Origin of the sequence: Microbacterium ureisolvens, assembly GCF_015278315.1 — a bacterium.
GTDB classification, from domain to species: domain Bacteria; phylum Actinomycetota; class Actinomycetes; order Actinomycetales; family Microbacteriaceae; genus Microbacterium; species Microbacterium ureisolvens.
In genome coordinates this window covers 508,437-528,028 of sequence record NZ_JADIJE010000001.1, presented here as the reverse complement: position 1 = coordinate 528,028, position 19,592 = coordinate 508,437, and the positions used below count along the sequence as shown (strand labels likewise).

Sequence of the window (19,592 nt, the reverse complement as noted above, 5' to 3'; positions counted from 1 at the left end):
ATTGGCAGGAAGTGCACGACGGAAGGCGAGGCGGATGCCGGTGATCGCGATGAGGAGACCGGAATGACCATCGGGTTCGTCGGGCTCGGACTCATGGGATCCGCGATCGCGTCCCGGCTGCTGACGGAGCATCCGCTGCTGGTCTGGAACCGCACGCCCGCTGCCGCGGCTCCGCTCGCTTCGGCGGGCGCGGTCGTCGCCGGTTCAGCGGCCGAGGTGTTCGCGGCGTGCGAGACGGTGTTCGTGATGGTCGCCGACGAACGCGCGATCGACGAGATCCTCGGCACGGCGGATGTCGGTGGCACGACGCTCGTGCAGATGAGCACCGTTTCACCGGCCTACTCCAAGGCCCTCGCCCAGCGCATCGCAGCCGCGGGTGGCTGGTTCGTCGAGGCGCCGGTCTCCGGTTCTCGGCAGCCTGCGCTGGAGGGGAAGCTCATCGGGATGCTCGCCGGCGACGGAGCGGTGCTCGACAGGATCGAACCGCTGCTCGCGCCGGTGTGCGCCACCGTGGTCCGGTGCGGAACACCGCCGCAGGCGATGGAGATGAAGCTCGCCGTCAACACCTTCCTCATCACTCTCGTGACGGGACTCGCCGAGAGCTTCCACTTCGCCGAGACGCATGGCCTCGACATCCGTGTGCTCCAGCAGGTTCTCGATGCGGGGCCGATGGCCTCCTTCGTGTCGCGTGCGAAAGCGGACGCGCTCGTCTCTGGTGACTTCACTCCCCAGGCGGCGATCCCCGACGTGCTGAAGAACGCGCGCCTGGTCGTGGCATCCGCTCGACAGCGCCGCACCGCGGCGACGCTCATGGAAGCAAGCGCCGAGCTGTACGCCGAGGCGCTGGCGCTGGGTCACGCCGGCGACGACATGGCTGCCGTGATCGCCGCGTACCGTGGCCGAACGTCGGCGATGACCCGCGAGTAGGCGGGATTGCGATGCTCGAATACCTGCACACTCGGCCGAGGAAGGAACCGACGAATGCGCGCGCTGACACTCGAAGATGACACCGGCGAGGAGCTCCGGTACGACGAACTGCTGCGCGTGCCTGCGCTGAGCGTCGGCCGCTACAGGCTGCCAGTCGCCTCGGAGGATCCGCAGCAGCCGCACACCGAGGACGAGGTGTACGTCATCCGCTCCGGCCGCGGCATCCTCCGCACCCCTGCCGGCGACGCCGCAGCCGTTCCGGGCGCGGTGCTGTTCGTCCCCGCGGGCGAGGAGCACCGGTTCGTCGAGATCGACGAGCCGCTCGACGTCATCGTGCTCTTCGCGCCGGCGGAGTACTCGAACAAGGGAGCATCCGCATGACGCGCACCGTCGCCATCGTCACCGGCGGCAGCCGCGGGATCGGCCGGGCCGTCGTGGACCGGCTGATCCGGCGTGGGCACGCCGTGGTCTTCACCTACACCTCCGACGAATCCGGTGCTGACGAGGTGCTCGCCGACGCCGCCTCGTCGGGCGCCGAGGTTCTGCCGCTCCGATGCGACGTCACCGACGCCGATGCGCCGCAGCGCATCGTGGCGGCCGCCGAGGAGCTCGGGAATCTCACCGTGCTGGTCAACAACGCCGGCATCACCGGACCCATCGGACCGCTCCGCACCGTGACGGACGCCACCGTCGCCCGCGTCATCGACGTCAACCTGACCGCGACCATCCGGCTGTGCAGAGCTGTCGTCACCCGGTGGGAGGCGCAGGAGCGCCGCGACGACCGGTCCATCGTCAACGTCACCTCTATCGCCGCCCGCACCGGCGCGCCCGGTGAGTACGTCTGGTACGCGGCGTCCAAAGCGGGGGTGGAAGCTCTCACCGTCGGGCTGGCGAAAGAGGTCGCCGCGAACGGCGCCCGCGTCAGCGGTGAGCCCCGGCACCACGCTCACCACCATCCACGCCCGCGCCGGCCGCCCGGACCGCGCCGCGGAAGTCGGGGCCCGCACCCCGCTCGGCCGCGCCGGGTCACCGGACGAGATTGCGGCGGCCGTGGAATGGCTCACGACGTCCGATGCCGGCTACGTCACCGGCGCCATTGTGGACGTCACCGGAGGGATCCGATGAAGCCCGGCGGAATCGTGGACTGGACCGCGCCCGACGCGAAAGCCGACGCGATCTTCGGTGCGGGCGCCACCGCCGCCGAGAAAGGCATGGCGAACGGGGTCGGACTGGCGTGGGCGGGGATCATCACGCTGGTCGCCTGGCTCAACGGCGCACCCTGGAACGTGCTGCACTACATCGTCGCTGCGGTCATCGCGTTCGACGTCGTCGGAGGGGTCGTCGCCAACGGCCTCAACGCCGCCAAGCGCGACCACTTCGGTCCGCCGTCTGCGACCGCGAAGACCGCACTCGGCAGGCTCGTGCGACACCCGGTGGTGTTCGCCGCGCTGCACATCCACCCCATCATCGTCGGCATCTTCTACCCGCCGCATCTGTGGTGGTGGGGGCCGCTCTGGTATCTGGCGATCCTCGGCGGCACCGTGATCGTCCGGTCCGTTCCGCTCTACCTGGAACGCCCCGCCGCCCTGGGGTTCGTCGCGCTGGCGACGATGGTCGCCGCGTACTCCCCGGCGCCCGCGCTCTGGGGGTGGCTGCCTGTGATGATGGCGCTCAAACTCGTGCTCGCCCATGCGGTGCAGGAAGAGCCTTATCGTCCTGACGCGGCGGAAGATCCTTCTCGCGATCGCCGCTGAACTCGCCGACCCGCGCAGACTGCGTCGCGTTCGCGGCATACATCTCGGCGCGCTGCATCGTCGGAGAGGTATGAGACGAGTTCACGCCGTGGCGGCCGCGCTGTCCGCACTCCTCGCAGGTTTCGTCGGAGTCTGGGCGTACTTCTTCCCCGAGTCCTTCTACGATTCGTTCCCGGGCATCCTCGGATCGTGGGTGTCGGTCGACGGGCCGTTCAACGAGCACCTGATCCGCGACGTCGGTGCGATGTACCTCGCGTGGGGAGCGGCGAGCATCGGCGCCGTGATCTGGCGCGCCGATCTGGCGTACCGCGTGCTCGGGATCGCCTGGACGGTCTTCGGCGTCCTGCACTTCGCCTACCACGCTCTTCACCTGGAACACCTGCCGATCGTCGACGCCGTCGGCGAGATGATCGCGCTCGGCGTCAGTCTGCTGCTCGGCATCCTTCTCCTGATCCCTCCCCGGGCTCCCCGACCTCGCTCGGCGGTCTGACCCGCCATCGGGTCATCCTCCCCACCGGCGCCTGGTGAGGTAGGCCAGCTGACCGGTCTTGCCGCTGGGCAGTTCGACGTGCGGACCGAGCTCGAAGCCGAGGAGGCGCGCGCGGGCGATGGCTCGCTCGTTCCCCACGTCGGGCTCGATCACGATGCGCTCGACCGCGGGCTGGGAGAACAGGAAGCCGGCGATCGCGTGAGCGACGTGCGTCGTGAAACCGCGGACGGGCGCACCGCGGTCGCCGAGCAGGAAGTGGATGCCGGCATCCCCGGGTTGCGCGTCGTACACCTCGCCGAGCGGGTCGTTCTCCGGCTCGTACGTCTGCAGCAGCACGATCGGGAGACCGTCGCGCCGGATGAGGAACGCGTGATGGGTGGAGAGCCCGTCCACGTAGGCGTACAGTTCGCTGAGTTCCCGGCGGGTCAGATCGGCGAGGCCCCAGAAGCGCGCGGCGGGAGCCGTGACCCACCGATGGACGACGTCGAGGTCGGCGACGGGATCGAGGACGGCGACCGTGATGCGGCCGAGCGCGGGGTCGTCGGTGGTGTGGACGACGGCGCCCGCGGGTCCGCTCACGAGGCGAGCCGGGCTGAGAGTGGTCATGCGATTCCTGTCGGCTCGTCGGGTCGAAGTCGGGCCCAGTCCGTCACGACCCTCGTGGGTCGGGCATCGGCCCAAGCGGAGAGCTGGTCGGTGAAGTGCGGGGATGCGGGATCACCGGCGGCGCCGAACGGCACGCTCCACAGGCTCCTCTCCCGGTCGGCGAGATCCCACGCCCACCGCGCGACCGATCCGCGCCACGACCGGTCGGTGAGACCGGGGGTCGAGCCGGCGCAGCGCACCGTGTCACCGTCCCCCGACAGCGCCACGTCGAGGTCGTCGCCGGGATCGACGGCACCCCGCACGTCGGCGAGCACGTGCAGCGGGAGCAGCCGGTGTGTCACGCCCCACTCGGCAGCCCCGGCAGCCTCCGCGAGTGCGGCCTCGATCACCTCCGCCACCTGGCCTCGCAGCGCGGGGTGCGAGAGCAGGCGGGGAAGCGCTGCCGCCACCTGTCCGGTCACGCCGAGCCACGGGTCGAAGACCGCCCCGAATCCGTGCGGGGCCTGCAGCGGCTGCAGGGCGGGGAGCGCGGCCACCCGTCGGACGAGGGCCGCCCGCCAGGCGGCGAACGTGCCGGCGGCGGCGGATGCGGCATCCATCCGTCCGTCCCACGTCAGGAGCGCATCGCGGGCGGCAGCCGCGGGCGGCGGCAGCGGTCCGGTCGGCAGGAAGGGCAGCAGCGCAGCCGCCGACCCGCTGGCGGTGTCGCCCCACACCGGCAGGAAGTCGTCGACCGAGCGCGGCGATGCGGCCTCGAGCAGCGCGCGGATGCGGTTCGCGCGGTGTGACGGCGGGTACGCCCACCCGAGGTCGGTATCGCCCGAAGCCGGTCGCTCGTTGGCATCGACCGCGAGGTCATCCACCACGACCGGCGGCACCCCCGCGCGGTGCTCAGCGGCCCCGGTGGAGGTGGGCAACGGCAGCCGCCGCTCGGACCGCGGGCGCTCGGGCGCGACCCCCACCGTCGCCGACAGCACGGCGCCGCCGCGATCGGCGGCGAGCACGCGGTTGACGGGGTCGACCCAGCGACCGAACGCCCCCACGACATCGGAGGCCGTCCGCGCTCGCAGCAGCCGCAGCAATGCCCCCGCGCCGAGATCGGCGTTCACCCGCGCGAGCATGCGGACGCTCCAGCCGAGCAGCTCGTCGCCGTCGCGGCGGAGATCGGTGACGATCGTGCCGCGCTCGGTCTCGATCGCCTCGACCTCGACGGCGTCGCCCCCGCGCACCCGGATGACCGAGCGCTCCACATCGGCGCCCCGCCAGCCGTCGGGTCCGAGCGCCTCATAGCCGCCGGGCACGGGACGCAGCCGCTCGCGGAACACGTCGACGCTGTGCGCGACCGCATTGGTGACGCCCCATGCGGCGTCGCCGGTGTGACCGAAGTGCGGCACGCCGGGCACCCCGGGGAACGCGAGCCCGACGACGTCGAACTCGTCGCACGCCAGCCGCACCTGCTGGTAGACGCCCGGCAGCTCGAAGAGGCGGTGCGGGTCGCCGGCGAGCAGCGGCATCCCGCTCTCGGTGCGGCTGCCGTGCAGCGCCCACGCGTTGCTGCCCGACGTCGGCAGGGTCTCGTCGCCACTGTCGCCGCCGCCGCCGTCGCCGTACCCGGCGAACACGTCGACCCACGCGTCTCCGAGGGTCGCGGCGACGTGCTCGCGCCACAGCAGCAGCGGGAACGTCGAGAACAGCGCGTGCGCGACGTGCAGCACGCCGAGCGGATCGTGGTCGGCCCACGGCTCGAGCGGGCGCGGCTCGGCGAAGAGGTCGTCGAGCGCCCGGAACTCTGTCGCGCCTGCGCCCACCGACGCCATGCCACGCCGAACCCCCACCGCATAGCGGGTCACGAAGGCGCGGGTCTCGGCATCCGTCGTCTCCAGCGCCCGGCGCGCGGTGTCGTCGAGCCGCGCGCGTCGGGCGAAGACGTCCCATGTCACGCCGGCCTCGCCGATCAGCTCCGAGAGCCGTCCGGAAGCGCGCAGCCGATCGACCTCGATCTGCCAGCCGCGGTCGCGGGCCGTCACCTCTCCCTGCGCCTCGGCGAGGTCCCCGGCGTCTGCAGCGCGGATGTGGGGGATGCCGAGGTGATCTCGATAGACCTCCGCCATCGCGTCAGACTCCCACGGGCTGCGGTGCCGCCGCCCGCGAACGCGCGACCGGATTCGGCAGCGTGCCGGCGTACAGGAGCGACGCCGACTGGTTCGTGAGATCGACCATCTGCAACGTGTTCCGCAGCTGCAGGCGGTTGAGGCACGAGTGCGCGAACGCGTCGGCGCGGAGATCCACGCGGGAGTCGAGAGACGGATGCTGCGCCGCATGCTCGTCGATGATCTCGGCGGCGATCCGCCAGAACTCGGCCTCGGGCAGCGTGCCGTCGGTGTGCAGGATGCCGGCGAGGTGGCGCAGCACGCCGTCGAACACGTCGGTGAAGATCGCCAGCGCCTTCTCTTCATCGTCCACCGGCGACACGATGCGTCGCACGTCGTCGGGCACCGCGCGGTCGGCGAGGAGGGCGACCTCTTCGCCGATGTCCTTCATGAAGACCCCGGTCGGGACGTGCCCGTCGAGGATCAGGATGAGGTTCTCGCCGTGGGGCATGAAGGCGAGGTCGTGTGCGAGCAGGCAGTGGACGAGCGGGCGCACGTACACGCGCAGCAGCGCGCGCACCCACACGTCGGCGGGCACGCCGGAGGCGCGCACCAGCGCTGTCGCGTAGGAGCGACCCTCCGGATCGCGGTGCAGCAGCGAGGCGAGCGTCGCGAGGCGCTCGCCGGGGGCGATCAGCGGCACCGGGCTCTCTCGCCAGAGGGCGGCGAGCATCTTGCGGTGGGCGGACGGCGCCGGCGTGCGGTGGTAGGCGTCGCCGGTATACCCGATCGACGCGCGCTCGCGCAGCACCCGGAAGCCGGAATCGCGCAGAGTGGTGTCGCCCGCCACGAGGTCGGCGACCCAGTCGTTGATCGCCGGCGTCACCCGCATGTAGGCGGGCGACAGCCCGCGCAGGAACCCCATGTTCTGCACCGCCAGCGCCGTCTTCACGTAGTGGCGATCGGGGTGCGTGGTGTTGAACATCGTGCGCACCGACTGCTGTGCGCGGTACTCGTCGTCGCTCTCGCCGATCGGCACGAGGTCGCGGCGGGCGAGGTCGGGCGCGAAGGTGATCGCGATCCGCTGCTCCCACTGCCACGGGTGCACCGGCAGCAGGTGGAAGTCGGTCGGGTCCTCGCCGAGCTCCGCGAGCCGAGCCGCGAAGCGCGCGTGTTCGGCGGGGGAGAGCTCGGTGGACAGGAGCGATGTCTCGTCCAGCCCGGCCCCCAGCGCCAGATGCGATCGCGACCGGCGCGCCGCCAGCCACACCAGCCGGAAGGGCCGGCCCGCTTCGGGGGAGTAGGCCGCGTGGGCCGAGACGCCGAAGCCGATGCGCCCGTTGTTCGCGACGAACCCGGGATGCCCCTCGGTCATGGCGGACTCGATGGTCTGGAAGTCGGCGGCGAGCAGCGCGTCGGCCGACGGGCCGCCCCGGGCGATCTTGAACGCCGCGCCGGCCAGGGTGGAGGCGATCTCCTCGAGGTAGATCGGCAGGAGCTGGTCGGAGAGGCCGAGCACCGGCTGCAACTCGGCGATGAACGCCTGTGCGTCGAGGTCGGCGGGCTCGCCGGCGACGAGGCGCTGCAGGCTGGCCTCGTCGACGACCCAGTGCTCGAGCTCGGTGCGGACGGCCTCGAACCGGTACTCGATGTCGGCACCGGGCACGGTGACGCGCCAGCCGCCGGCGGTCGGCTCGGGGCTGAGCAGACGCTCGTGGCTGAACTCGGCGATCGCCTTCGCGACGAGGTGGCGCTGCGCGGTGGCGAGATGCGCGGGGGTCAGGTGGGCGGCGGGGGCGATCATGCGGGGGTCCCTGTTCGTGCGAGTGCGTGCAGTGCGGCAGCGGCGGCGAGTTCGGAGCGACGGTGGTCGTCGCGCGTGCACACCGACAGCACCGCGGTCTTGGTGTGGTCGCCTTCGTCGATCGAGACGTAGCGGAGCTCGGTGAAGCCGGCGCGGAGGTTCTTGCGGCGGATGCGGTCGTTGCGGGCGTCGGGCTCGACGACGACGCGCTGCGCGCCGAGCTCGTCGAAGCAGAAGGCCATGACGGCGGCGAAGACGGCGTCGGTGAGCCCGTGCCGAACATCGCCGTCGGGCGGCGCGATGAGCACGTGCATGCCGAGATCACCGGGGAGGGGATCATGGATGCCGCGCAGCAGGACCTGCGCCGGGTCGTACGTCTCCGCGAAGAACGTTGGAGCGCCGTCGACCAGGCCGAGCCAGGCATCCTGATGCGAGTCCCTCACGACACCGGCGAGGTACTCGCGCACCGCGTCGACGTCGAGGTCGCTCATGCCCCAGAAGGCGGCGTGCGGGTCGGCGAGCCACCGCTGCAGGACTGGCGCGTCTCGCTGCGGGTCGGCGCGCGCGATCGAGATCGAGGGGGCTGTCGCAACCGTCATCGGGCCGCCTCCAACGCCGCGGCCGTCTGGAGGGCGTCTGCGGGCACGCCGAAGTCCTGGAACGCGATGCGGCGTTCGATCGGGTACACCTCGCGGCCGAGGATCGACGACAGGATCGACGAGTTGCGCCACGCGCCGAAGCCGAGGTCGGGCGCGGTGAGCCCGTGTGTGTGCTCCTCGCCGTTCTGCACGAACACGCGGCCGCGTCCGCCGTCGATGCTGTAGTCACGGTTGACCGCGATGCGGCCGAGCACGTCGTGGTCGAGACGGTCGGCGATCGGCGCCAGGAAGGGCGGCGTCTGTGCGGCGTAGCCCGTGGCCAGCACGAGCGATGACGTCTCGCGCACATGCTCGCGGTCGAGCTGCGCGTGGCGCAGCCCCAGCCGGTACCGGGATCCGTCCCACTCCGCCGAGGTCACCTCGGTGTCGGTGAGGAGCGTCGTGGGCACCGGTCCGTCGGCGCTCAGGCGGTAGAGGGTGTCGTAGATGTCGTCGATCAGGTCGGCCGAGATGCCCTTGTACAGACTCCGCTGCTCGCGTCCGAGGTGCTGCCGGATCCCGACCGGCAGCGCGTGGAAGTGGTCGGTGTACTCCGGCGACGTCATCTCGAGGGTGAGCTTCGTGTACTCCATCGGGAAGAACCGCGGGGATCGCGTGATCCAGTCGAGCCGGTACCCGTCGGACCGTGCGCCCTCGAGCAGGTCGCGATAGATCTCGGCCGCGGACTGGCCGCTGCCGACCACCGTGATCGAGTCCGACGCGCGCAGCGCGTCGCGCTGGTCGACGTACTCCGAGCTGTGGATCACCGGACCGTCGAGCCCTCGCAGGGCGGGTGGAATGACCGGCTGGGTGCCCACGCCGAGCACGACATGGCGCGCCCGCAGCTCGCTCTCCTCGCCGGTGTCGGTGCGCATGGCGCGCACGACGTAGGTGTCGTCGGCCGGGTCGTGCTCGACCGCGATCACCTCGTGGTTCCAGCGCAGGTTCGGCAGCTGCGCGGCCGCCCACCGGCAGTACGCGTCGTACTCGGTGCGCAGAGCGTAGAAGCTCTCGCGGATGTAGAAGGGGTAGAGCCGGCCGGTCTGCTTCAGCCAATTGACGAACGAGTACCGCGACGTCGGGTCGGCCATCGTGACGAGGTCGGCGAGGAACGGCACCTGGATGGTCGCGCCCTCGATCATCATGCCGTGGTGCCAGCGGAAGCCGTCGGCGCGATCGAGGAACACCGCGTCGAGCCCCGTCGGCTCGGCAAGGCACGCGAGGCCGAGGTTGAACGGACCGATTCCCACTCCGACGACGTCGTGCACGTGCGCGCTCATGCCGAGACCTCCGCGCCCGCGAGAGCCTCGTCGAACTCCGGCGCGATGCCGGCGAGGGTGGTGGCGGCATCCTTCACCATCTCGAGGATCCGGCGGATGTCGCCGAGCGAGGTCTGCGGGTTCAGCAGCGTCAGCTTGAGACAGGGCCGCCCGTCGATCACGGTCTTCGCCACGAGTGCCCTGCCCGACTCGAAGAGCACGCGGCGCACGCCCGCGACGAGCGCGTCCTGAGCGGCGGCGTCGGCGCCGGCGGGGCGCACGCGGAAGAGCACCGTGCTGAGCTGCGTCCGGCCGACGAGCTCGAGTTCGGGATCGGCGGCGATCTCGTCGCCGACGGACGCCGCCAGATCGATGACGGTGTCGAACATCTCGCCGATGCGATCGGGGCCCAGCGCGCGGAGCGTGACCCACAGCTTGAGGGCGTCGAAGCGGCGCGTGGTCTGCAGCGATACGTCGACCTGGTTGGGCTCGTCGTTCTCGAGCGGGTTCAGGTAGTCCGCGTGCCAGGCTCCGGCGGCGAGATCGCGCGGCCGGCGCACGAGGAGGGCGCTCGACGACACCGGCTGGAAGAAGCTCTTGTGGAAGTCGACGGTCACCGAGCGTGCACGCTCCACGCCCGTGAGGAGGTGCCGGCGGCGGGGCGACACCAGCAGGCCGCACCCGTATGCCGCGTCCACGTGCAGCCACACGCCGTGCTCGTCGCAGGCGTCGGCGATCGCGTCGACGGGGTCGATCACACCGCGGTCGGTCGTGCCGGCGGTCGCCACGACGGCCATCGGAAGACGACCGGATGCCGCGGCCTCGCGCAGCGCGAGCGCGAGGGCCGCGGCATCCATCCGTCCCTCGCCGTCGCCCTGGACCTCGATGACCGCGTCGTCGGACAGGCCCAGGAGGAGCGCCGACTTGCCGACGCTGAAGTGGCTCGACGCCGTCGCGAAGACCGCGAGGCGGGCGAGCGCACGCGGGCGCGGGAGCGCGGTCGCCGCCAGCGCGGCCTCGCGGGCCAGCAGCAGCGCGTGGAGGTTCGACTGCGTGCCGCCCGAGGTGAAGACGCCGCTGCCGTCGGCGAAGCCGACGCGGTCGGCGGCCCAGGCGATCAGTCGCCGTTCCATGAGCGTGCCGACCGCGGACTGGTCGTAGGTGTCGACCGAGGTGTTGACGGCGGCGAGCACGGTCTCCGCCGCAACGGCGGGCAGCGCGACCGGGCAGTTGAGATGCGCCGCGTAGGCGGGGTGGTGGAACCACACCGCGTGCTCGAGGAAGAGCTCGTCGATCTCACGGACCGCCTGCTCGGAGCCCACGCCCTCGCCGTCGAGCCGCGCGTCGTCGACGAGCTTCTGCAGCTCAGCGCGGGAGGCGCCGGAGAACGGCTGGGTCGTCGTCTCGAATCGGCCGGCGACGTGGGCGGAGGTCTGTGCGATGAGGGAGCGGTAGGTGTCAGCGGTGGGGCGCGTGAGCAGGTCGAGCACGGGGAGGAGCTCCTTTAGTTAGGTTTGCCTCGCCTAACTAAGCCGATCCGCGCGCGCGTGTCAATGCGGACGTCACAGTCCGGTCGGTTGACAGCGTGGGCGGCACCCGCGCCGCGGATGCTCAGCGCGCGAGGCGTTCCCCAAGCCAGCTGCGGGCGGTGGCGAACAGCCGGCGCGCCATCGGGTGCTCGGGCGCCCACGCCTCGAACCCGTGCGGCGCACCGTCGACCACCTCGACGGTGACGTCGGCGCCCGCCGCGCGGAGCCGGTCCGCGTACGCGATGTCCTCGTCGTGGAACAGCTCGATGTCGGAGGTGTAGATCCAGGTCGGCGGCATGCCGGTGAGGTCTTCGCGCCGTGCGGGCGCGGCGTAGGGAGGCAGCGACTCCGCGCCGAACGCCGCACCGAGATACGACGACCAGCCGACGAGGTTCGAGCGGTTGCTCCAGATGAAGTGCTCCGCGGCGTCGCGGCCGCGGTCGGCAGCGGTGCGGTCGTCGAGCATCGGGCAGAACAGCCACTGCGCAGCGACGGGATCGCCCGCGTCGAGCGCTCGCTGGACGAGGCTCGCGGCGAGCCCGCCACCCGCGCTCTGTCCGCCGATCGCCAGGCGCGTGGTGTCGAGGCCGAGAGCCTCCGCGTTGGCGCGCAGCCACTGCCATCCGGCGAAGCAGTCGTCGATCGCGGCGGGGAACGGATGTCTCGGCGCGAGGCGGTAGTCGACGGAGACGATCGTGACCCCGGTGTCGCGCGCGGTCTCGCCGCAGTGCACGTCGTCCATCGCTGCGGCCCCCACCACGAGGCCGCCGCCGTGGATCCACAGCAGTCCTGCCCCGGAGGGGCGGGCGGGAATGTAGACCCGGAGCTTCACGCCGTCGTGCCGGAGCGTGCGGCGCTCGATCCCGTCGACGCGCCTACCGGGGATCAGCGACGACGCGGCGGCTGCGAACCAGCGCACCGCGGGCTTGTCGATCCTGATGGTCGGCGCCTTCTCGGTCGCGGTGCGCAGTGCCGGGTTCACTGCCGAGATGTCCATGCATGCTCCGTTCTGGCGGCTCATCGTCGAGCCGCCGCTTCATCGTAGAGCCTGACCGGACAGTGGTGTCCCGTAGCCGGCGCTGGAAGCGCCCGCCTTCGGCGCGCAAGCTCGCTTGCCGAAATCCCGTCTCCGGCAACCGCGCCTCCGGACTCAGGCTGTCGCTTCGCGCCGCGAGCGAGCGAAGATCCAGCTGGTGAGCCCCGCGCCGACGATCGCGGCGACGATGATCAGACCGAACGAGTCGAGGTTCGTCGCGGCGATCGCCACCACGGGTGGCCACCGGACCCCTGCCGAGTCGACGAGCACGCCGCACAAGCCGACTGTGCCGACGATGAAGGCGACCGTCACCGAGAGCAGGATGAGGGTGGCGTTGTAGCGGCTTCGACGCTCGGGGCGATCCGCCGACCATCGATAGATCCGCGCCGTGACGATGCTGTTGATGCCATCGCAGGTCACCATTCCTGCGGTGAACAGCAGAGGCAGGACCATCGCGGCGTACCAGGGCATGACGATGCCCGCTCCGCCGGCGATCAGCAGCAGAGTGATCGTGGAGGCGGTGTCGAATCCGAGCCCGAACAGGAAGCCGACGACGAACATCTTCCACGGCGCATCCAGTGTGGCCGCGGTCCGCGAGATGATCAGCGAGATCGCTCCTCCCGGCACCGGCGGGTGGTGGCCGCCCGCGTTCTCGCGCGCCCGACGGAGAAGGCGTACGAGGATGATGAGGTTCGCGCCGGCCATGGCCAGGAGGAAGAGGCTCGACACGGTCGGGCCCCACACTCCGGTGAACACTGCGAGCGGAGAGTCCTCCGCCCCGATCTGCGAGGTCAGGGCTCCGACGCCGGCGGTCACGAGGCCGACCGCCACCAGCACCACCGTGGAATGCCCGAGCGCGAACCAGAGGCCGACGCCCGAAGGATCTTTTCCGTCATCCATCAGCTTGCGGCTGCTGTTGTCGATCGCGGCGATGTGGTCGGCGTCGAACGCATGGCGCATGCCGAGCACGAAGGCGGTCACCGCCAGCCCGATCCCGAAGGTGGACGCGCCGGCTCTGTAGTCACCGGGCAGCACCACGACCGCGAACAGCGCCCAGCTGAGGATCAACAGCGCCCCGGCGACGATCAGCACTCGGCGCGCGGTCGGCGTGATGCGGTTCATGGATGCTCCTGTTTCGGTCGAATCGATGGCCGCGGGTGTCGCGGTCGAGAAGGGCGCCTTCCGCCGTGCGCCGTCATGCGGCACGATGCGGCTCCGCGTCAAGCCGCCGCGTGCCGACGCGGACGTCGTCCAGCGGGCTGTCGTGAGCGGCGTCGCCGAGATAGCGGACCGCCGTGCCCGCCCGCTCGAACTCCAGGCGGGTGGTGCCGGGGAGATCGGTGGTGAGAGCGGAGGTAAGCGTGGGGTCGCCGACGGCGAGGATGCTGTCCATGACCCTGTTCCGGCCGAGGATGCCGGGAACCGGCGCGTCGCCGCGGACCTCCAGCGTCTCGCGCACGAGCGGGCCGATCGGATCCGAGACATCCGTGTCGGCCGTGAGCCGGCCTCCGCGCTCTCCGGTGCGGCCGAGGACGAGGGTCTCGCGCACGACCGCCGACGACTGGTCGGCGAGCGTGATGGTCAGCGAACGTGCGAGGGAACCGGCATCCGTGATCACCGTCGGAAGCCCCTCCCAGGTGACATGGGCTCGGGGAGCGAGGTCGATGCGCGCGTGCCACTGCGACGGGTCGCCGATCTCGTCCGGGCGTCCGTAGACGACGAGCCCGCCGATGTCGATGAGGTGGAGCGTGCACCCCGCGCCGACGGCGACGCGGATGTGCACCTCGTCGCCGGGCAGCAGCATCGCGCGCCCGGCGACCAGTGCGACCTCGACCGATCTGCCGTGCCGACGCACCAGGCGCGGGACGACGAGCTCGCCCGACAGGCTGCACGACGCCTCCTCTCCGCGCGGGATGACGTCGACGACGGTGGGGTTCACGGGTGCACGTGGTCGGCGTGGTCGTGTGCGGCTGCGCCGACGGCGTGCGCGTGCGGGGCCCCGCCGTCCTCATGGGTGTGGAGGAAGCCGTTGCCGTCCTCGTCGGCGTGGAAGTGGGGGGCCATGGGGCCCGGGTCCTGCGGGATGTGCGAGCCCTCGCGGTGCGCGGCCAGCATCGAGAGCACCCACGCGCGCAGCGCGGCCACGGAGGCGGCGTCGGTGCGCGAGAGGGCGAGCACCGGACGCTCGTCGCGCGCGGTGGTGGCGTCGGCGACCATCTGCGGGACGTCGACGCCGACATAGGGCGCGAGGTCGGTCTTGTTGACCACGAGGAGGTCGGCGCGCCCGATGCCGGGTCCGCCCTTGCGGGCGACATCGCCGCCGCCGGCGACGTCGAGCACGAAGATCTGCGCGTCGACGAGAGCGGGCGAGAACGTGGCGGTCAGGTTGTCGCCGCCGGACTCGATCACCACCATGTCGAGCGGGGCGAACGCGCGCTCGAGGTCTTCGGCGGCGAGCAGGTTGGCGGTGACGTCGTCGCGGATGGCCGTGTGCGGGCAGGCGCCGGTCTCGACGGCGATGATGCGCTCGGGCTCTAGCACACCCGCCGAACGGAGGAAGCGGGCATCCTCATCGGTGTAGATGTCGTTGGTGATGACGCCGATGCGGATCTCGTCGGCGAGGGCGCGGCAGATCGTCGCGATGAGCGATGACTTGCCGGTGCCGACGGGGCCGGCGACACCGAGGCGCAAGGCGCGGGATGCGGTGGATTCAGGCACGGAAGAGCCTCCTGTTGGATCTGGCGTGGGCTTCGGCCCACGCTTCGGATTGCGGTGCGGTGAGTGCGGGGATGTCCGCGGGATCGGTGATCGCGGCGATGGGGTCGAGGCGCGCTTCCACCCCGCTGCACAGCTCGACCACGAGCGACACGAGCTCGAGCGGGTCGCGCGGCTCGAGCTTGAGCACGGCCGCGGCGGCCGCCTGCATGTCTTCGTAGACGACGAGCCGCGCGAGCTCCAGTGGCGGCACGTCGAGCCCGGCGGCGATGACGCCGAGCACGCAGGGCCGCGGCGGCGGCGTGGGCCGTTGCCGCCACGCCGCGATGATCCCATCGCCCGGCAGCAGCGTGCCGCCCACACGCAGGTACCCGCGCGCGAGGACGCGCGCGGCATCCCGCTGGGCCCGACTCGGGGTGCGGGCCGCCCACGCGGCCTCGACGGCGTCGAGATCACCGCCCGACAGGCGGGCGTGCCGCGCGGCGACAGCGGTGCCCGCCTCGACGAGCGTGGTGGTCGCCGCCCTGCCCCGCAGGAACGCGGGCAGGTCGGCGGGGTGGACTCCGGCGGTCACCGCCGGCTCGACTCCTGCCGAATGCGCATGGCCGCCGGAGGGCAGCCGGGCGTCGGCGAGCAGCAGGGCTGCGGTGGAGGAGGCGAGGGGCGGCATCAGAAGAGCTGGTAGAGCTGGGCCAGGGGGAGCCGCGCGGCGGGTGCGGGTTCGACCTGCTCGCCGTCGATGCTGATGTCGAAGGTGTCGGGTCGGATGTCGATGCGGGGGAGGGCGTCGTTGTTGCGCATGTCGGCCTTGCCGACCTCGCGCGTCGAGCGCAGCGGCAGCAGGCGGCGGGTGAGCCCCAGCCGCTCCTCGATGCCGGCCTCCAGCGCGGCGGGCGCGACGAACGACACCGAGAGGGTACCGCCGACCGCGTCCGCGAACGAGGGGCGCATCAGCACCGGCTGCGGTGTCGGGATCGAGGCGTTCGGATCGCCGAGCGCCCCCCACACCAGGCCGCCGCCCTTGACGACGACGCTCGGCCGGAACCCGAAGAACCGCGGATCCCACAGCACCAGGTCGGCGAGCTTGCCCACCTCGACCGATCCGACCTCGCCGTCGATCCCGTGCGCGATCGCGGGGTTGACGGTGTACTTGGCCACGTAGCGGCGGGCGCGCTCGTTGTCGGCGGGAAGACTCCCGCCGAGCGGTCCCCGCCGCGCCTTCATCACGTGCGCGACCTGCCAGGTGCGCGTGATCACCTCGCCGATGCGGCCCATCGCCTGCGCGTCGGACGACGTGATCGAGATCGCGCCCATGTCGTGGAGGATGTCCTCCGCGGCGATCGTGGTGGCGCGGATGCGCGACTCCGCGAAGGCGAGGTCCTCGGGCACACCCGGATTGAGGTGGTGGCAGACCATCAGCATGTCGAGGTGCTCTGCGACGGTGTTCACGGTGTGCGGGAGGGTCGGGTTCGTCGATCCGGGGATGACGTACGGCAGGCCCGCGATCGACAGGATGTCGGGCGCGTGGCCGCCGCCGGCACCCTCGACATGGAAGGCATGGATGCTGCGTCCCGCCATCGCCGCGATGCTCGACTCGACGAACCCGGCCTCGTTGAGGGAGTCGCTGTGCAGCGCGACCTGCAGACCCCACTCCTCGGCGGCGCGAAGGCTGGCGTCGATCGCCGCGGGGGTGGATCCCCAGTCCTCGTGGACCTTGTAGCCGGCCGCACCGGCGAGGGCCTGCTCGGCCAAGGCGTCCGCGGACACCGTGTTCCCCTTGCCGAGCAGCAGCACGTTCACGGGCAGGCGGTCCAGCGAGCGGTGCATGAGCTCGAGGTGCCACGCACCGGGGGTGACCGTCGTCGCCTTCGAGCCCTCGGACGGCCCGGTGCCGCCGCCGACGATCGTCGTGATGCCGGTGGCGAGCGCCTCATGGATCTGCGACGGGGAGAGCAGGTGCACGTGGGAGTCGATGGCTCCGGCCGTGAGGATCTTCCCTTCGCCGGAGATCACATCGGTGGACGGGCCGATGACGAGCCGTGGGTCGACTCCGTCGGCGATGTCGGGGTTGCCGGCGCGCCCGATGCCCACGATGCGGCCGTCGCGGATGCCGACATCCGCGCGCACGACGCCCCACCAGTCGAGGATCACGGCGTTCGTGATGACCGTGTCGAGGGCCCCGTCGGCGCGGGAGGCGGTGCTCTGCGCCATCGACTCGCGGATCGACTTGCCTCCGCCGAACACGGCCTCCTCGCCGCCGACGGTCAGATCGTCTTCGAGCTCGATCCACAGGTCGGTGTCGCCGAGGCGGATCTGGTCGCCGGTGGTGGGGCCGTAGATCCGCGCGTAGCGCTCGCGGTCGATGCGCACCATCAGTCGTCCTCCGTCGATCGGATCTGGATGCCGGCGACCCGGCGAAGCCCGCGCAGCGACACCGCAGCCACCCGCTTGGAGACCCCGGGCTCGAACCTCTCGGACGTGCCGGAGGGGATGTCCAGCCGGAAGCCGGCCGCCGCCACGCGATCGAACTCGAGGGCCGCGTTCACGTCGGGCAGGTGGATGTGCGAGCCGATCTGGACCGGCCGGTCGCCGGTGTTGAGGATGACGAGCGCGAGCCGTTCTTCATCCGTCCGGTCCGCGTTGAGCTCGATCGATCCCGGACGGACCCGGATGGCGCCGGGCCCCGTGGCTGATCCTGATGCCATTGCTGCGCGCTCCTCAGTCGATCGGGTGGTGAAGGGTGACGAGCTTGCGACCGTCGGGGAAGGTCGCCTCGACCTGCACATCGACGAGCATGTCGGCGACGCCGTCCATCACGTCGTCCCGGCTCAGCACCGTGCGGCCCTCCGTCATGAGCTGCGCCACCTCGGCGCCGTCGCGGGCGCGCTCGATGACCCACGTCGACAGCAGCGCGACCGCCTCCGGATGGTTGAGCTTCACCCCGCGCGCGCGACGATCGCGCGCCACCATGCCCGCCACAGCGAGCAGCAGCTTCTCCGTATCGGCGGGTGACAGGTGCATGGGGTGGTCTCCTCGTCGGTGCGTGTCAGAAGTCTGCCATCGTCCAGTGGGGTGGCTCTGCCGGTACAGAGTGGGACGCCGTCGTAAAGCCCCGGAATATCGGGCTAAACAGCGAGCAGTGCCGCGCGACTGTTTACATGCTCGATACGTTCGAGCAATGGCAATGTAATGCCGCGGGCTCATCGTGGGAGCACCTGCAGCCGTCGACGCGATCCTGAGGTCGACGAGGAGAAGGGCCGGATCGGCGCACAGCCCCCGCCCGGATGGCATCACGAGCAGTCCCTCACCGGCGAGTCGGCGCATCCGATGGATCCGCCACGCGGACCTGACGTGCGCCCTGCGGCGTCCTCGCTCGGCCGCACTCGCACCGCATCACACACCCGAAACGGAGCACAGCATGATCACCACCCACAGGAAGCGCCTCCGGGCGATCCTGGCCGCGGGCGCCCTCGTCACCGGCGCCGCGCTCGTCCTGTCGGGCTGCGGCAGCCGCGCCGGCGACGCAGCCCCCACCGAGTCGGCCGCGGCCGCCGAGAGCTGCGTCGACACCTCCGGCGACACCATCAAGCTCGGCTTCCTCAACTCCCTCACCGGGGGCATGGCGATCTCCGAGAAGACGGTGTCCAACGTCCTTCACATGGCCGCCGACGAGATCAACGCCGACGGCGGCATCCTCGGCAAGCAGATCGAGTACATCCAGGAGGACGGCGCCACGGACTGGCCCACCTTCGCCGAGAAGACCGAGAAGCTGCTCACCCAGGACTGCGTCGCCGCGATCTTCGGCGGCTGGACCTCGTCGTCGCGAAAGGCGGTCAAGCCGGTCGTCGAGGAGCACAACGGACTGTTCTTCTACCCGGTGCAGTACGAGGGGCTCGAGTCGTCGCCCAACATCTACTACACCGGCGCGACCACCAACCAGCAGATCATCCCGGCGATGGACTTCCTGGCGTCGCAGGGTGTGAAGACACTCTTCCTGGCGGGCTCCGACTACGTGTTCCCGCGCACCGCCAACGCGATCATCAAGCTGTACGCGGAGGAGCTGGGCATCGAGATCGTCGGCGAGGAGTACGTGCCCCTCGACAAGGACGACTGGACCACCCAGGTGGCGAAGATCGCCGCCGCGGACCCCGACTTCATCTTCAACACCATCAACGGCTCCTCGAACGTCGGCTTCGTCAAGGCCTACTACGACGCCGGTCTCTCGCCCGAGACGACCCCGATCATCTCGGTGTCGATCGCGGAGGAGGAGGCGCCCGCCATGGGACACGAAGTCACCGGCAACTACGCGTCATGGAACTACTTCCAATCGCTCGACACGCCCAACAACCCGGCGTTCATCGAGGCGTGGAAGGCGTACCCCGGATCCAGCGGCGTGACCTCCGACCCGATGGAGGCGGCGTACATCTCGATGTACCTGTACAAGGCGCTCGTCGAGGCGGCCGACTCCTTCGACGTCGACGCGATCAACGCCGCGGCGACCGAGAACGAGATCACCGTCGATGCGCCCGAGGGCGTCGTCACGCTGGACGGCGAGAACCACCACATCTCCAAGCCCGGTCACATCGGCCGGATCAACGCCGACAACCAGTTCGACATCGTCTGGGAGTCCGACGAGTTCATCGAGCCGGACCCGTACCTCGACGAGTACGACTGGTTCCCCGCGAACGTCCGCGACTCGCTCGTCGCTGCCGCGGGCTGATTCCGCAGCGGATGCCGGGGCCCC

Annotated in this window: 19 protein-coding genes; 5 read left to right on the top strand and 14 right to left on the bottom strand. The window is 71.1% G+C overall.

Annotated elements, in window-relative coordinates; all coding sequences use genetic code 11:
* Positions 1-63 precede the first annotated feature (63 nt).
* From IM767_RS02180 to IM767_RS02160, 4 genes are all read left to right on the top strand, one after another.
* A complete protein-coding gene (locus tag IM767_RS02180; RefSeq protein WP_109209758.1) occupies positions 64-927 on the top strand; it encodes an NAD(P)-dependent oxidoreductase in 864 nt (287 codons plus the stop codon).
* 54 nt (positions 928-981) lie between these two features.
* On the top strand, positions 982-1,308 hold the full coding sequence (locus tag IM767_RS02175) for a cupin domain-containing protein (RefSeq protein WP_109209757.1): 327 nt from the start codon (positions 982-984) through the stop codon (positions 1,306-1,308).
* Entirely contained in the window at positions 1,305-2,681 is a 1,377-nt protein-coding gene (locus IM767_RS21225; protein ID WP_422613753.1) for an SDR family NAD(P)-dependent oxidoreductase, read from the top strand. Before IM767_RS02175 ends, IM767_RS21225 begins: the two co-directional genes overlap by 4 nt.
* Before the next feature lie 70 nt (positions 2,682-2,751).
* Positions 2,752-3,171 carry a hypothetical protein gene (locus tag IM767_RS02160; protein ID WP_109209755.1) on the top strand — a complete coding sequence of 140 codons (420 nt, stop codon included), beginning with the start codon at positions 2,752-2,754 and terminating at the stop codon, positions 3,169-3,171.
* A 12-nt stretch (positions 3,172-3,183) separates the two neighbouring features.
* Here IM767_RS02160 and IM767_RS02155 read toward each other — a convergent pair whose 3' ends face one another.
* The 14 genes from IM767_RS02155 to IM767_RS02090 all read right to left on the bottom strand — a co-directional run bounded on the left by IM767_RS02155 (position 3,184) and on the right by IM767_RS02090 (position 17,869).
* The gene (locus tag IM767_RS02155; protein ID WP_109209754.1) at positions 3,184-3,777 is read right to left on the bottom strand and encodes a GNAT family N-acetyltransferase; all 594 of its coding nucleotides are present in this window, start codon (positions 3,775-3,777) and stop codon (positions 3,184-3,186) included.
* On the bottom strand, positions 3,774-5,888 hold the full coding sequence (locus IM767_RS02150) for a penicillin acylase family protein (RefSeq protein ID WP_109209753.1): 2,115 nt from the start codon (positions 5,886-5,888) through the stop codon (positions 3,774-3,776). The genes IM767_RS02155 and IM767_RS02150 overlap by 4 nt, the downstream gene beginning before the upstream one ends.
* Positions 5,889-5,892: 4 nt before the next feature.
* Positions 5,893-7,671, bottom strand: a complete 1,779-nt coding sequence (locus IM767_RS02145; protein ID WP_109209752.1) for an IucA/IucC family protein — start codon at positions 7,669-7,671, stop codon at positions 5,893-5,895.
* The gene (locus tag IM767_RS02140) at positions 7,668-8,270 is read right to left on the bottom strand and encodes a GNAT family N-acetyltransferase (protein ID WP_109209751.1); all 603 of its coding nucleotides are present in this window, start codon (positions 8,268-8,270) and stop codon (positions 7,668-7,670) included. Before IM767_RS02140 ends, IM767_RS02145 begins: the two co-directional genes overlap by 4 nt.
* The gene (locus IM767_RS02135; protein WP_109209750.1) at positions 8,267-9,589 is read right to left on the bottom strand and encodes a lysine N(6)-hydroxylase/L-ornithine N(5)-oxygenase family protein; all 1,323 of its coding nucleotides are present in this window, start codon (positions 9,587-9,589) and stop codon (positions 8,267-8,269) included. The genes IM767_RS02140 and IM767_RS02135 overlap by 4 nt, the downstream gene beginning before the upstream one ends.
* On the bottom strand, positions 9,586-11,058 hold the full coding sequence (locus IM767_RS02130) for a pyridoxal phosphate-dependent decarboxylase family protein (RefSeq protein WP_109209749.1): 1,473 nt from the start codon (positions 11,056-11,058) through the stop codon (positions 9,586-9,588). The genes IM767_RS02135 and IM767_RS02130 overlap by 4 nt, the downstream gene beginning before the upstream one ends.
* Positions 11,059-11,179: 121 nt before the next feature.
* Positions 11,180-12,094, bottom strand: coding sequence for an alpha/beta hydrolase (locus IM767_RS02125; RefSeq protein WP_109209748.1), 915 nt, complete (start codon positions 12,092-12,094; stop codon positions 11,180-11,182).
* Positions 12,095-12,247: 153 nt separating this feature from the next.
* Positions 12,248-13,255: a HoxN/HupN/NixA family nickel/cobalt transporter gene (locus IM767_RS02120; RefSeq protein ID WP_109209747.1), complete on the bottom strand. Its 1,008-nt coding sequence runs from the start codon at positions 13,253-13,255 to the stop codon at positions 12,248-12,250.
* Between the two features lie 73 nt (positions 13,256-13,328).
* Entirely contained in the window at positions 13,329-14,072 is a 744-nt protein-coding gene (locus IM767_RS02115) for an urease accessory protein UreD (protein ID WP_109209746.1), read from the bottom strand.
* Positions 14,069-14,851, bottom strand: coding sequence for an urease accessory protein UreG (gene ureG / locus IM767_RS02110; RefSeq protein ID WP_109209745.1), 783 nt, complete (start codon positions 14,849-14,851; stop codon positions 14,069-14,071). The genes IM767_RS02115 and ureG overlap by 4 nt, the downstream gene beginning before the upstream one ends.
* On the bottom strand, positions 14,844-15,518 hold the full coding sequence (locus IM767_RS02105; protein WP_109209744.1) for an urease accessory protein UreF: 675 nt from the start codon (positions 15,516-15,518) through the stop codon (positions 14,844-14,846). The genes ureG and IM767_RS02105 overlap by 8 nt, the downstream gene beginning before the upstream one ends.
* Positions 15,518-17,221, bottom strand: a complete 1,704-nt coding sequence (locus IM767_RS02100; RefSeq protein ID WP_109209743.1) for an urease subunit alpha — start codon at positions 17,219-17,221, stop codon at positions 15,518-15,520. Before IM767_RS02100 ends, IM767_RS02105 begins: the two co-directional genes overlap by 1 nt.
* Complete coding sequence (gene ureB, locus IM767_RS02095) at positions 17,221-17,553, bottom strand: urease subunit beta (protein WP_109209742.1); 333 nt, start codon at positions 17,551-17,553, stop codon at positions 17,221-17,223. Before ureB ends, IM767_RS02100 begins: the two co-directional genes overlap by 1 nt.
* A gap of 13 nt (positions 17,554-17,566) precedes the next feature.
* The gene (locus tag IM767_RS02090) at positions 17,567-17,869 is read right to left on the bottom strand and encodes an urease subunit gamma (RefSeq protein ID WP_109209741.1); all 303 of its coding nucleotides are present in this window, start codon (positions 17,867-17,869) and stop codon (positions 17,567-17,569) included.
* A 397-nt stretch (positions 17,870-18,266) separates the two neighbouring features.
* Between IM767_RS02090 and urtA the strand changes: the two genes are divergently transcribed.
* The gene (gene urtA, locus IM767_RS02085; RefSeq protein ID WP_109209740.1) at positions 18,267-19,568 is read left to right on the top strand and encodes an urea ABC transporter substrate-binding protein; all 1,302 of its coding nucleotides are present in this window, start codon (positions 18,267-18,269) and stop codon (positions 19,566-19,568) included.
* The last annotated feature ends 24 nt before the right edge of the window (positions 19,569-19,592 follow it).